The 12,643-nt window shown below is 61.6% G+C and carries 11 protein-coding genes; 6 read left to right on the top strand and 5 right to left on the bottom strand.

All coding sequences use genetic code 11. The features are described from left to right. A complete protein-coding gene (locus tag EK373_RS18260) occupies positions 1-1,041 on the bottom strand; it encodes an alcohol dehydrogenase catalytic domain-containing protein (RefSeq protein ID WP_129645151.1) in 1,041 nt (346 codons plus the stop codon). Positions 1,042-1,244: 203 nt separating this feature from the next. On the opposite strand from EK373_RS18260, the gene EK373_RS18265 reads away from it, so the two are divergent. After that, entirely contained in the window at positions 1,245-1,700 is a 456-nt protein-coding gene (locus EK373_RS18265; RefSeq protein ID WP_129645152.1) for an SRPBCC family protein, read from the top strand. A gap of 79 nt (positions 1,701-1,779) precedes the next feature. On the opposite strand, the gene EK373_RS18270 is transcribed toward EK373_RS18265, so the two are convergent. From EK373_RS18270 to EK373_RS18280, 3 genes are all read right to left on the bottom strand, one after another. Continuing rightward, positions 1,780-3,135, bottom strand: coding sequence for a hypothetical protein (locus EK373_RS18270; protein WP_198683417.1), 1,356 nt, complete (start codon positions 3,133-3,135; stop codon positions 1,780-1,782). A 102-nt stretch (positions 3,136-3,237) separates the two neighbouring features. Then, positions 3,238-5,052, bottom strand: a complete 1,815-nt coding sequence (locus tag EK373_RS18275) for a glycoside hydrolase family 15 protein (protein ID WP_129645153.1) — start codon at positions 5,050-5,052, stop codon at positions 3,238-3,240. Between the two features lie 64 nt (positions 5,053-5,116). Then, positions 5,117-5,521 carry a DUF3617 family protein gene (locus EK373_RS18280; RefSeq protein ID WP_129645154.1) on the bottom strand — a complete coding sequence of 135 codons (405 nt, stop codon included), beginning with the start codon at positions 5,519-5,521 and terminating at the stop codon, positions 5,117-5,119. 132 nt (positions 5,522-5,653) lie between these two features. On the opposite strand from EK373_RS18280, the gene EK373_RS18285 reads away from it, so the two are divergent. From EK373_RS18285 to EK373_RS18305, 5 genes are all read left to right on the top strand, one after another. Next, positions 5,654-6,463 carry an isochorismatase family protein gene (locus EK373_RS18285; RefSeq protein ID WP_129645155.1) on the top strand — a complete coding sequence of 270 codons (810 nt, stop codon included), beginning with the start codon at positions 5,654-5,656 and terminating at the stop codon, positions 6,461-6,463. Between the two features lie 13 nt (positions 6,464-6,476). Beyond that, the gene (gene pncB / locus EK373_RS18290) at positions 6,477-7,748 is read left to right on the top strand and encodes a nicotinate phosphoribosyltransferase (protein WP_129645156.1); all 1,272 of its coding nucleotides are present in this window, start codon (positions 6,477-6,479) and stop codon (positions 7,746-7,748) included. A 2-nt stretch (positions 7,749-7,750) separates the two neighbouring features. Further along, positions 7,751-9,457, top strand: coding sequence for an NAD+ synthase (locus tag EK373_RS18295; RefSeq protein ID WP_129645157.1), 1,707 nt, complete (start codon positions 7,751-7,753; stop codon positions 9,455-9,457). Positions 9,458-9,476: 19 nt separating this feature from the next. After that, positions 9,477-10,499 (top strand): bifunctional nicotinamide-nucleotide adenylyltransferase/Nudix hydroxylase, encoded by a 1,023-nt coding sequence (locus EK373_RS34035; protein WP_129645158.1) that lies wholly within the window; start codon positions 9,477-9,479, stop codon positions 10,497-10,499. 111 nt (positions 10,500-10,610) lie between these two features. Next, positions 10,611-11,273, top strand: coding sequence for a peroxiredoxin (locus EK373_RS18305; protein WP_129645159.1), 663 nt, complete (start codon positions 10,611-10,613; stop codon positions 11,271-11,273). A 481-nt stretch (positions 11,274-11,754) separates the two neighbouring features. On the opposite strand, the gene EK373_RS18315 is transcribed toward EK373_RS18305, so the two are convergent. Further along, positions 11,755-12,498: a hypothetical protein gene (locus tag EK373_RS18315; RefSeq protein ID WP_129645161.1), complete on the bottom strand. Its 744-nt coding sequence runs from the start codon at positions 12,496-12,498 to the stop codon at positions 11,755-11,757. Between the last annotated feature and the right edge of the window lie 145 nt (positions 12,499-12,643).

Consider the following 12,643-nt stretch of genomic DNA (forward strand, 5'->3'; position numbering starts at 1 on the left):
TCAGGCTCGCGTCGCCTGGGACCGCGACGCGAGCCGCGTCACTGCGACTCGCAAGTCCGTCGACAGCCACGCTTCATCGGCGCGATCGAAGTCGACGACGGTCGTCGGCACGTCGCTGGGACGAAAGCTTCCGCTGTGACACAGCCGGAGCACGCTTTCCATCTGCGGCCGGACATTGGGCCGGCCGGTGCGCAGCGTGATTCCTTTGAGATACATATCTCGTAGCGGCAGGGGCGTCGCGTTGTCGAAATAGATCACGACGCTCGTGAAGAGCGCTTCCGGCTCTGCCGCGGCCAGGGCTCGCTGGAGTCCATCGACAGTTCCTCCAGCATCGACGACGATGCCGAACGCGCGGGGCGGGGTGCTCGTCATATCCAAAGCAGTCGCGCCCAATCTGGCCGCGACGCGACGACGTTGCTCGTCGGCGTCCCAGTAAACGACCTCGCTTGCGCCCATCGATACTGCGATGCCAGCGGCGTAGAGACCGATGACGGACGCGAGTCCGCCGACAACGAGCACTGCCGCTTCAGGTCGCTCGTTGAGCGCCGGCCCAACCGCACGCCAAGCATCGAGCGCCATGTCGGCCGCGCCGATGGCCGCGACCGGATCGAGCCCGCTCGGTAATGGAACCAGCATGGCGTCGGCGTAGGGCACACGTAACAACTCGGCGAGCGCGCCACCGAAGTCTCCGGCACGTCCCATGCCGTAAGAAGCAGCGAATGGAACGGATTCGCACCGACCCGTATGGCCCCGCTTGCAGCTTCGACAGTAGCCACAGCAAATCTGGGCTGACACCAGCACCAGATCGCCGGGCTTCACGGCTCTGACGAGCGCGCCAACTTCGATCACTTGGGCGATGCACTCGTGGCCCAGTGCGCTGCCCGCGGCAATCGGCGCCACGCCGCGTACGAATCCCACATCGAGGTCACATCGCCCGACGACCAGCGGCGCAACGATGGATTCGAGATCCGAACATAACTTCGGCGCGCTCGTCTCGCGCCATCCCAGAACGCCTGGACGCTCGAATGCAAGGAACCGCATGCGTGGCCTCGCGAAGTAGTTGCACCACGTGCAGCCTAGCGTTGCGTCGAGGACCACTCCAATGCAGAACCTGCATCGGGCGTTATGAATGCGGTGAATGGCCGAGCCGGACGAAATCGCGTCGCACTTGTAACTCTCGCTCGAACCGCGTTGTCGACCACACTGTGCTCCGTCCGATCTCAACTGTTTCAAGGAGCAAAGTCATGTTCGACATTCTGCATCGGGTAGGCATGAAGGCGTCGCTCGACAAGGTTTATCAGGCGCTCGCGACGCCCGAAGGGGTGGCAGGGTGGTGGACCACCGAGACGACCGGCGATCGCAAGGCCGGCGGTATGATCAAGTTTCGCTTCACCGATGGCGGCCGCGAGCTTGGCGTCTTCAACATGAAGATCGTCGAGTTGCGGCCCAACACGCGAGTAGTGTGGGAAGTGGTGGACGGGCCGGCGGAGTGGATCGGGACAAATGTTCGCTTCGAACTGAAGCAGGAAGACGATTTCGCCGTCGTGTTGTTCAAGCACGAGGGCTGGCGGGAGCCCGCCGAATTCATGTACCACTGCTCCACCAAGTGGGGCGTGTTCCTGCAGAGCCTGAAATCGCTGATCGAAACGGGCCAGGGTCAGCCCAGCCCGAACGATGTGAAGATCAGCAACTGGCACTGATCTCGCGGCTGGACGCGCCGGCGACTCGTCGGCGCGTCGTAGATCGGAGCAGATTCACGGTTCGCAGGCGCCCGCCGCCTTACAACGACTTCAAATATTGCACCAGGTCCGCGCGCTCGCTGCTGGAGAGCGACAGGCCAAACAAATCGTCGTAGTGATCGATCACGTCTTCCAGCGTGGCGAAACGGCCGTCGTGGTAGTAGCCACCTTTGCCATGAGTCCACAGCCCCTTCAACGGCGCTGTGCGATACCGCTCGTCCGGCGAGCGATCGGCCTGGAAGCTGTCGATGCCAATCTCCTCGGGCGTGTGCATGTTCCAGCCGGGCTCAGTGAAGATCGGTGGAACGTGGCAGCGGGCGCAGTCGGCTCGGTCTTCAAATAGTGCTTTGCCACGATTGGCCGCGGCCGCGTCGAAGCTGCCACGAGGCGGGCGCGGTGCAGGGAGGCTGAGTTGATAGAAGTGCAGCGGCGCGAGCTTCGGCGTGATGAGATCCGGCGTGCGCCGCACGTCGCCAAAGCCGGCCTCTGCGGCGATAGGAAACTTCACCGAATCGTTCAGGCGCGGATCGAAGAATGTTCCCTGGCCCTGCATCTCCAGGTTGGCGACGAAGCCGTTCCAATGGGTCACCGAGCCCCAGCCGGTCCAGGTGTGCAGATTCACTCCCGCCAGGCCAAACGCCGGCGGTATCAGCGTCGCCGCCGGTTTGCCATCGGGGCGAACGGCCTTGCCGTCCATCAGCAACTCAGCATCGAACTTGCCAGGGCCCCAGCTGCGCAACACGGTGCGCACCGTCGCGGCGTCGATCGATGGAATGGCAATGCGCAGCAGGTCCACGAACGGCTGCACGTCGGGAGCGAGCGCAATGATCTCGCCGACATTCAGATCGCGCGCCGCCCAGCCATCCAGGCGCCGGCCGATGCCGGGAGCAAACGAATTGTCCACCGTCGAATGACAAAGCGCGCAGGTAATACCCACCGATTGCAGGCGACGGCCGCTGTCGTCGAAGATCCCACGCACGCCGACTACAGCATCGAGCTTCAACAGCGCCAGCGTTGTTGCGGGAGAGTCGAGATCGACTCGCCCTTTTTGCAGATCGTTGCGTAACGAGCTCGGTAGCGCTTCGACGTCGACCTTCAGCCCGACCGCAAGCGCCGCCTTTGGGCTCAGTCCGGCGCCGACGCCACCGTTGGCGCTGCCGGCAATGGCCGTATGCAAGCGCAACGCATCGCCCCAGAAAGCCTCGTCGCCGAAGGTGTCATAGCGAAAGGTCAGTCTGCCCTGTTTGATCTGTTCGAGCGCGAACTGGAGATTTTTCAGATCGGTGCGAGACAGCGCACGAGCGTCGGATGTTTCCTCGGCGCGGGCAGGTTGCGTCGCAATTGCCAGGAATCCCACGGCGGCCATGGCCGCGCGGATCATCGACGGGAATTTCATTTCGGTCTCCCTGCTGTGTGCACGAGAGGAGTGCACACATTAGATGCAGCGAGTCCGACGAACGTGCCCGACTTATCGCGTCGCTCTACGGGCGCAACGCACTCACCTGCGTTCCTGGGGGCAGGACCGCTCGGAACGTTGTTCAGCCGGCTTCTTCGCGTGCGCCAGGTTGCAGGCCGTCGCCACCAGCGCCACGTGGGAGAACGCCTGGGGGAAGTTGCCTACCTGACGCTGCGTCGCCGGGTCGTACTCTTCCGCCAACAGGCCGACATCGTTGCTCAGCGCCAGCAAGCGATCGAACAATGCCTGAGCCTCGTCCAGTCGCCCGCACATTACATAGGCATCGGCGAGCCAGAAGCTGCAAGGCAGAAACACACCTTCGCCGGGTGGCAGGCCGTCGTCCGTGATCTCAGTGTCGTATCGGTGCACGAAGCCATCGCTCAGCAGGCCGGCTTCGATGGCCCGCACCGTGCCGAGATAACGCTCATCGTCGGCGGGCAAAAAACCGAGCTGTGCAATCAGCAGCAGGCTTGCATCCAAAGCAGCGGAGCCGTAGGACTGCACGAAACAATTGCGCTTCGAGTCATATCCTCGTTCGCACACGTGCCGATGAATGCGATCGCGATGCCCGCGCCATTCATCGAGAGGCGCGTCGAGCTTGTAACGCTGCGCATCCTTGATCGCGCGATCGAAGGCGACCCAGGCCATGACTTTTGAATAGGTGAAGTGACGCGGCGGTCCACGCACTTCCCAAATGCCGTAGTCCGGCTGCTCCCAAATTTTCGCCAGATGGGATAGCAGCTGGCACTGCAGAGTCCAGCCGGTTTCTGTGGTCGCAATGCCGCCTTTGCGCGCCTGGTGGAGTGCGTCCATGACTTCGCCGAACACGTCGATTTGTAACTGCGAGTAGGCGGCATTGCCGATCCGCACGGGCGCCGAGTTCTCGTAGCCGGGCAGCCAGGGTACTTCCCATTCGCTGAGTCGACGCTCGCCGGCGATGCCATACATGATCTGCACCTGGTCCGGACTGCCGGCAATGGCGCGCAACAGCCAGTGTCGCCACGCGTCCGCTTCTTCGAAGTGACCGGCATTCATGAAGGCCAGCAGCGTCAACGTAGCATCGCGCAGCCAGCAGAGCCGATAGTCCCAGTTACGTACGCCACCGATCTTTTCGGGCAGGGAGGTGGTCGGCGCGGCGACGATTCCACCGGTCGGGCCGTAGATCAACGCTCGCAGCGTGATGAGTGACCGGGTCACAGCGTCGGGCAAGTGCTGCGCTTTCTGACCCTTCGCTACCCATTCGCGCCAGAAGTGTTCGGTGTCGGCCAGCGCGCAATCGACGTCGAGCTTCTTCGGCGGCGGCAGGTGCGAGGGACAATGAGCGAGCACGAACGAGACGCGCTCACCGGCCTTGACGGTGAAGCGGCACACAGTTTTTAGATTCTCGCCCTTCATGGGGATGTCGGAGTGCAACTGGAGCATGTCCGGGCCGGCGATCGCCTGCCATTGCTCGGGCGCGACGTGGGTCACCCAGGGAACGATGGCCCCATAGCCGAATCGAATCACCAGCTCACTGCAGAGCGCGAGCTCGCCGCGTTCGCCGATGACCAGACGAATGACATCCGACGCATTCCCTCGTGGCGGCATGAAGTCGATGATGGTCGCGGCGCCGGCGTCGCTCTCCAGTCTCGTCTCGAGAATCAGCGTGTTCTCACGATAGCGTCGGGTTACTTTGACGCCGGAGTCCGCTGCGCACAGCAGCCAGCGACCGTGTCCGGCGTCGCCGAGCAGCGCGGCGAAGCAGGCATCCGAATCGAACCGCGGCCAGCACAACCAGTCGATGGAGCCATCGCGCCCGACCAGCGCGGCGGTTTCGAGGTCGCCGATCAGTGCATAATCTTCAATCCGGCCCGGCATAGCGTGTCTCTCAAGCGTCGGTCACAGACCTTAATGGATGAGATCGCGCTGTCGTTCAACGGTACTAGCACTGACCCCTGACGCGGCCGGTGACACGCTGAGAGAACGTCATGTTCTTGCCTCCCAGCTTTACATCGAGCCTGCCTCGGATGATCTGTTCTTCCAAATGCCAGGTTGCCTGGCCTGTAGTGCCAGGGGCTCGGTCGCAAACCAGCTGATAGGTAAGCGCGCTCTGGTCGTGGCTCTGCTCGCGCAGCTTGCAGCCGGCGAGCGACGGGTGATGGAGAATCGGAAACGCCGATGCGAGATCGTCGCGACTCAGGCAGCGCTGACTGCGCTCGACGGTATAGCGGAGGTTTTCCTCCAGGTGAGGCATGCTGGTTTCGGTCGTGAGATCGTAAAGGCGGGGAACCTCAACCGTCGACGGGCCGAGGGCGAGCAGCAAACAGATGCGCCACGTTGACAGCACGGCTTGGCCCTCCGAATTTGCGTGAGATCACGCAAGCCGCTCAATACTTCACCGTTGCTCCGGCCGCGCTCCGATTGTTGCGCTTTCGATTCACCGAGGTGCGCTAGGATGGCCCCACTGGTTGGAGCCCACATGCACACACTATTGATCATCGATCCCCAGAACGACTTTTGTGACCGGCAGGGCACGCTGTTTGTCCCTGGCGCCGGCGACGATATGCAGCGCCTGGCAGGCTTGGTTCGCGCCGCCCGCCGCCAGCTTGGCGAAGTCGTCGTGACCCTGGATTCGCACCCGAGCGTCGCCATCGAGCGCCCGACCTTCTGGAAGCGCGCCGACGGCCAGCCCGTGGCGCCCTTTACGCAAATTACCCATGCGCAAGCCGCAGCGGGCGAGTACGGCCCGATCGATCGGTCGCTGTTTCCGCAGGTCCTGACTTATCTGCAAGCCTTGGAATCGCAGGGACGGTATAAATTGATGGTCTGGCCGGTGCACTGTGTGATCGGCGCCTGGGGCCACAACATCCATGGCGCCGTGCTCGAGGCGCTCGGCGAGTGGGAAACGCAGGTTCAACGCGGAGCGTTCAAGGTGCTGAAGGGCCAGAATCCGCTGACGGAGCAATACAGCGCGGTGCGCGCTGAAGTGCCAAGGGCGGATGATCCGCGCACCATGACCAACCATGAGTTGATCGAGAGGTGCCGGCCCCAGTCGGGGTTGCTGTTCGTGGCCGGAGAGGCCGCCAGCCACTGTGTGGCCGCGACGCTCGAGCACTTGTTCGAGTCGTTCTCGGTTCAGGAGACCAGCCGCGTCGTGTTGTTAGAGGATTGCATGAGCTCAGTCACCGGATTCGAATTGCATGGCAAGTCTTGCATCGATGGAGCCCTGGCGCGCGGCGCCCGAGCGATGACGAGTGCTCAGGCGCTGAGTGAAATCTCCAGGAACTAAGCTGGCGGCTCCCATGTTTACACCCATTATTCGCTCGCTGCTCGACACGGACTTGTACAAGCTGACCATGCTGTCGCCGATGTTACATCGGTTTCCGGCCAATCAGGCGGTGTACAGCTTCGTGTGCCGCAATACGCCTGAATATCCGCTCGCGAGCCTGAAGGCGGACGTCGAAGCGCAGATCGAACATCTGTGCACGCTGACATACACCGAGGAAGAGCTCGACTATCTGGCGACCAAGTCCTTCTTCAAGAGCGACTTCGTCGACTTCCTGCGCATATTCCATTTCCAACGACGCTACATCACGGTGACCCCAGAAGGCGACACGCTCAAAGTGGTAGCGCGCGGTCCGCAGATTCATGTGATGGGGTTCGAGATCTTCGTGCTGTCCATCATCAACGAACTGTACTTCCGGCGTTACGCGACGCCCGAAGTGATGGCGGAGGGGCGCAAGCGGCTCGCTGAGAAGATTCTCATGCTGCGTGACTTCCGAACCCAGAGCCCGGTTGCGGAAGTGGCCGTGCCCAATGTATTGAAGTTCGCAAACGGCACCAGCGCACCGATGGCCGGCGGGGCGTTGCACACCATCCGGCATCCGTTTCAGTTCTTCGACTTCGGTACACGGCGCCGGTTCTCGCGCGACTGGCACGAAGAAATGGTCGCCACACTGGCGCGTGAGGTGCCACAGTACTTCAGGGGCACATCGAATGTGTACCTCGCAAAGAAGTATGGCCTCTCGGCCATCGGCACCATGGCGCACGAATATCTGCAGACCTTCCAGGCCGTCGGCGTGCAGTTGAGAAATTTCCAGAAGGAAGCACTGGAGGCCTGGGTTCACGAGTATCGCGGCGATCTCGGCGTGGCACTAACCGATGTGGTCGGCATGGACGCGTTCCTGTCCGACTTCGATCTGTACTTCGCGAAACTCTTCGACGGCCTGCGCCACGACTCCGGCGACCCGGTAGTGTGGGGCGAAAAAGCTCTGGCTCACTATCAGCGCCTGCGCATCGATGCGCACACCAAGCGCCTGGTATTTTCCGATGGACTCAACATCCCGAAGGCGCTGCGGCTCTACGAACATTTTTCGGACCGGGTGCAATGCGGCTTTGGCATCGGCACCGACCTCTCCAACGACATGGGCGTGCCGGCGCTGAACATCGTGATGAAGCTCACCGAGTGCAACGGCCAGCCGGTCGCAAAGCTCTCCGACACGCCGGGCAAGACGTTGTGCTCCGATGAAACGTTCCTTGCGTATCTTCGCCAGGTCTTCAAACAGGCAGCTTGACCATGCCCACGCTCACAATCGCGCTTGCTCAGATCAATCCGACGATCGGCGACATCGATGGCAACCTGGCGTTGATGGTTGCGGCCGCGCAGCGAGCGCACGCTCAGGGGGCGCAGCTCGTCGCATTCCCCGAGCTGTCGCTCACCGCCTATTACCCGGCCGACATGCTCGAGGATCCGGATTTTCAACGTCGCCTGGCGAAAGGCATTCAGGATCTGCTGCTCGCGAGCAAGGAACTGCCGAACCTGCACTGGGTCGTCGGCGCGCCGACGCCCAACACCGGCATCGGCAAGCCGTTGTTCAATTCGGTGCTGGTGCTGAAGAACGGCTCGATCCTGCTCCAGTATCACAAGCAGTTGCTGCCCACCTATAACATCTTCGACGAGCGCCGCCACTTCGAGCCGGGCCCGGACGTGGCCAAGATCCTCGACATCGAGGACGTACGCGTCGGCTTCATGATCTGCGAAGACGGCTGGAACGATGAACAACGCGACTATGTCGTGAATCCGTTCAACCGGCTCGCCGACGCAGCGCCGGATGTGGTGGTCTCGATCAATGCGAGCCCGTCGAGCATCGGCCGGCGCGAGATGCGCCATGCGATCTTCACCAAGGCGAGTGCGCGCCACAATTTGCCGTTGGTGTATGTGAATCAGATCGGTGGCCATGATCAATTGGTTTATGACGGCGCCTCGTTCGCCGTCGACCCCAAGCTCGGCGTCGTGATGGAGGGCGCTCGGTTCCAGCCCGATCTCCTGCTCCTGCAAGTGCACTCGCGCTCGAAGTTCCTGGATCGCGATGGCAAGGAGCTTGCCGCGATCGACTCGAAAGGGTTGCCGAAAAATGAGTTCTATCGTCAGCAGTTGGTGCTGGGATTGCGCGACTACGCGCGCCGCTGCGGATTTTCGACGGCGGTGGTCGGTTGCTCCGGCGGCATCGATTCGGCACTGACGCTGGCGATTGCCGTAGAGGCGCTGGGTGCGAAGAATGTCGTGGCCATCACCATGCCTTCGCAGTACTCGAGCACCGGCAGCGTCACGGATTCGCAACGGCTGTGCCAGAACCTGGGCATCGCGTTGTACACGCACCCCATCGGCGAGTTGGTCGAGAAGTACGTGAGTCAGTTCGGCACGGCGTTTGGCGAGCCGCTCGCGGGCTTGGCCAAGGAGAACCTGCAGGCGCGCATTCGCGGCACGATTCTGATGGAGTACTCAAACCATTTCGGCCATCTGTTGCTGACCACAGGTAACAAGAGCGAAATCTCCGTGGGCTACTGCACGCTGTACGGCGACACCAACGGCGGCCTCGGCGTGCTTGGCGATCTTTACAAGACCGAGGTTTTCGAGCTGTCGCGCCATTTGAATGAAGCCGCCGGTCGCGAGCTGATTCCAACGACGATCATCGATAAGCCGCCGTCGGCCGAGCTGGCGCCGGGCCAGAAGGACACCGATAGTCTGCCGCCGTACGACGTGCTGGATTCGATCCTGAAAACGCTCATCGAAGGCAACCGCCTGTCGCAAAAGGAAGGCGAGGCCGCGATGAAGTTCGTGCTGGAGACCTCTTCGACCAGCGAAGGCAAGGCGCTCATCGAACGGGTGAAGCACATGATCGCGCGCAACGAGTACAAACGCCGCCAGGCGCCGCCCATTCTGCGCGTGAGATCCAGGGCGTTCGGCAGCGGGCGGCAAATGCCCATTGCCGCGAAGTACTGATCACGGATAGATAAATTGTATGAGCGCGAAGATCGCCGTCATCATTGGCCGGTTTCAAATCTTGCAGCGAGGCCACGGCACCTTGTTACAGGCGGCGTTCGCCGCAGCCCCCAACGTGCTCATCGTCATTGGCTCGGCGTTTCGTGCGCGCGATGCTCACAATCCGTTTACTTGGGAGGAGCGCAAGCAGCAGTTCGAAGCGGTGCTGACGCCTGAGCAGCGGCAACGGGTCGAGTTCCTGCCCGTGCGAGACTACTTCGACGATCAACGTTGGGGCGATGCCGTGCGTGCCGGTGTCGAGCGAGTGGCGGGTAGAGCCGCCGACGTTGCGCTGGTCGGATTCAAAAAAGATCACACGTCGAGCTATCTCGACTGTTTTCCCGGCTGGGCCGTGCAGGAGGTCGAGCCGGAGGTCGATATCAACGCCAGCGATCTGCGTCGGATCTATTTCGAGACCGACAATATCGCAGCGGCCCTCACGGTCATCGGCAACTACGTCGAGCCGGGCGTGCGCGATTATCTGCAAGCTTGGGCTCAACTGCCGGCGTATCGTCAATGCCAGGCCGAGCACCGCGCCGTCGCCGAGTATCGCGCGAAATACACCGCACCTTTTTATATGACGGCGGACGCCGTCGTCACGACTCAGCAACATGTGTTGTTGATCAAGCGCGGCGGAACCATCGGTCATGGCTTGTGGGCGCTGCCCGGCGGATTCGTCGATCCATGGGAACGTTTCTATCCTGCCGCCGTGCGCGAACTGGCGGAGGAGACGGGCTATAAGCCCCACGCCGCACAACTGCGCAATGCGCTGAAAGCGTCCGCGGTCTTCGATCATCCGGCCCGCTCACCGCGTGGCCGCATCATCACCAACGCATTTCACTTCGATCTCGACGACGCCGAGTTTCCCGACGTTCAGGGCAGCGATGATGCCAAGCTCGCGAAGTGGGTTCCCATCGCGCAGCTGCCGTCGCTGGAAGCGCAGTTGTTCGAAGATCACGCGTGCATTCTCGATCACTTTCTCGGGCTCTATCCCGCGCCGTGACGCGCTGCGCGTCGGTGCGATTCGTCTGACGTCATAACATTTCAGTCAGCGACAGCTGCGCGGCGTCGTTCTATAGTTGCCCGTTGTCAGCGGTCGAACGGGAGCAGCACCATGTCATTGCGAATTGGCGATAAGGCGCCGGACTTTCAGGCGCAGACCACGCAGGGTCCGATCAAGTTTCACGAATGGCTCGGCGACTCGTGGGGTATTTTGTTTTCACATCCCAAGGACTTCACGCCGGTGTGCACGACCGAGCTGGGGTACCTGGCCAAGCTCGAGCCCGAGTTCGCCAAGCGCAACACCAAGATCCTGGGATTATCGGTCGATCCGGTCACGGATCACGAGCGCTGGCTCAATGACATCAAGGATGTCGGCGGCGCTGCGGTGAATTATCCGCTGATCGGCGATGACGATCTGGCGGTGGCCAAGCTCTACGACATGCTGCCTGCTGACGCGGGCGCGACTTCGCAAGGGCGCACCGCCGCGACCAATCAAACCGTGCGCACGGTGTATATCGTTGGCCCGGATAAGCTGATCAAGGCGCTTCTTGTTTATCCGATGAGCAGCGGCCGCAATTTCGACGAGGTGTTGCGCCTGCTCGATTCGATTCAGCTCACCGCGGAACACAAGGTGGCGACGCCCGTGAACTGGAAGCACGGCGAGGATGTGATCATCGTGCCGTCGGTCTCCGATGACGAGGCCAAGCAGCGCTTCCCGCAGGGATGGAAGACAGTGAAGCCGTACCTGCGCGTCGTGCCGCAACCCAGTAAGTAAATAACCGCGTCTCGTCGGCACGCCGTGTGGCGTGCCGACTTCCATTTAGCTAGAACGGCAGAAGCCGTCGCTTTCGACAACTGCGTCCCGCGCGTTGTTGCCCCCTTTCCGATGCACCTAACCGCATGCAGCGCCGCCGGGCCAAATGCTAGGACGTCACCGCATTCCCGACAGAGGCCTGTAACTCAAGCCGGCGTCATCGATAAGCGCGGACGATTCCGCGAAATCTATTGTGCCGTGCTCGAAGCGAGACAAGGCTTACCTGACTATCGGCCCTGTGAGCAAGCACTACTCGATCGGCGTGCGAATCGCATTCGACTGGCGACGGTACTTCTGAGCCATGCCGCCCAGCACTTGCAAGCTGCGCTTGGGCCGTACCCAAGGAGGTACAAGAGAGCCGCAAGCCGCCCGCGCCGAAAAAACGCGTGCCTGCCGGCTAGGCAATGGAGCATTGCTGGATAATTGCTCGGGACCGTCGCGATCAGAACGACACGCTATAGAAGATCATCGGCCCCTTGTATGACCAGTCCATCCTGCCCTTGAAGTTGTTGCTATCCACGTCAAGGTCAACGGCGAAGCGATCGTAACCGACGCCGATGCCCAGCCAGCTCCTCGGTTGCCAGTTCAACAGTGCGCGATAGTCTTGTATGTTGCCGTCGTAGTCGCCGTAGCTCAGTGAGAAGTACTGACCGGATACATCGATCGAGAACGTTTGCGACAGCAGCCAGGTCCCGCGCAGGCCGAAGACCGGCAATGGAGCGCCGACACTACCAGCTTCCTCGATGTCTGCGGTTTCGGCAGTACCCGCCGCTATCGCGTTGCCTTGTAGAGTTGCCTCGTAGTCGAGGTAATGCAGACCGAGCGAAGCTGCCAGTTCGTAGTTCTCGCGTCGCATGAACGCATACTCGTACGCGAGCTCGTAGATCGAGAACTTGATCTTGCCATCGATCGTAGCATTGGCTTGGAAAGTATCACCGCCCCATTCGATGTTCTCATCGAGTGTCCGGGAGGCGCTGCGCGAGGAGCTGAACACCAGGGCTCGCAGCTTGTGTCGATCGCCGAAGCGCCAGAAGCCGTCGAGGCGAAAACGATTGACGTTGTCGTCCCCGAAATTTCTTTCCCAATCGATAGGGACGCCTTGCTCGCCAGCGTCGCCGTCGAGACGCAGCGTGGTGTCGGTCTCGACGATGAACGTTCCGACGGCGATATAAAACGAGTCGCCCAATACGCCACGCGCGTCGTCGCACAATGCGGGAAGAGGAAGCAGGGCGAGTCCGGCCGCTGCTGTCCGCCGCGGTCGAGGCCATCGGGTATGGCCCAATCGCGATGGTGGGCTACTGCACATGGAGCGACGCAAACATGCCGGTTTC

This window comes from Peristeroidobacter agariperforans (genome assembly GCF_004138335.1).
Taxonomy (GTDB): Bacteria; Pseudomonadota; Gammaproteobacteria; order Steroidobacterales; family Steroidobacteraceae; genus Steroidobacter; species Steroidobacter agariperforans.

What these genes read in the sequence shown, in the direction of transcription:
- EK373_RS18265 (WP_129645152.1), top strand. Translation starts at nt 1,245, where the DNA reads ATGTTCGACATTCTGCATCGGGTAGGCATGAAGGCGTCGCTCGACAAG.
- pncB (WP_129645156.1), top strand. Translation starts at nt 6,477, where the DNA reads ATGTTTACACCCATTATTCGCTCGCTGCTCGACACGGACTTGTACAAG.
- EK373_RS18260 (WP_129645151.1), bottom strand. Translation starts at nt 1,041, where the DNA reads ATGCGGTTCCTTGCATTCGAGCGTCCAGGCGTTCTGGGATGGCGCGAG.
- EK373_RS18275 (WP_129645153.1), bottom strand. Translation starts at nt 5,052, where the DNA reads ATGCCGGGCCGGATTGAAGATTATGCACTGATCGGCGACCTCGAAACC.
- EK373_RS18285 (WP_129645155.1), top strand. Translation starts at nt 5,654, where the DNA reads ATGCACACACTATTGATCATCGATCCCCAGAACGACTTTTGTGACCGG.
- EK373_RS18270 (WP_198683417.1), bottom strand. Translation starts at nt 3,135, where the DNA reads ATGAAATTCCCGTCGATGATCCGCGCGGCCATGGCCGCCGTGGGATTC.
- EK373_RS34035 (WP_129645158.1), top strand. Translation starts at nt 9,477, where the DNA reads ATGAGCGCGAAGATCGCCGTCATCATTGGCCGGTTTCAAATCTTGCAG.
- EK373_RS18295 (WP_129645157.1), top strand. Translation starts at nt 7,751, where the DNA reads ATGCCCACGCTCACAATCGCGCTTGCTCAGATCAATCCGACGATCGGC.
- EK373_RS18305 (WP_129645159.1), top strand. Translation starts at nt 10,611, where the DNA reads ATGTCATTGCGAATTGGCGATAAGGCGCCGGACTTTCAGGCGCAGACC.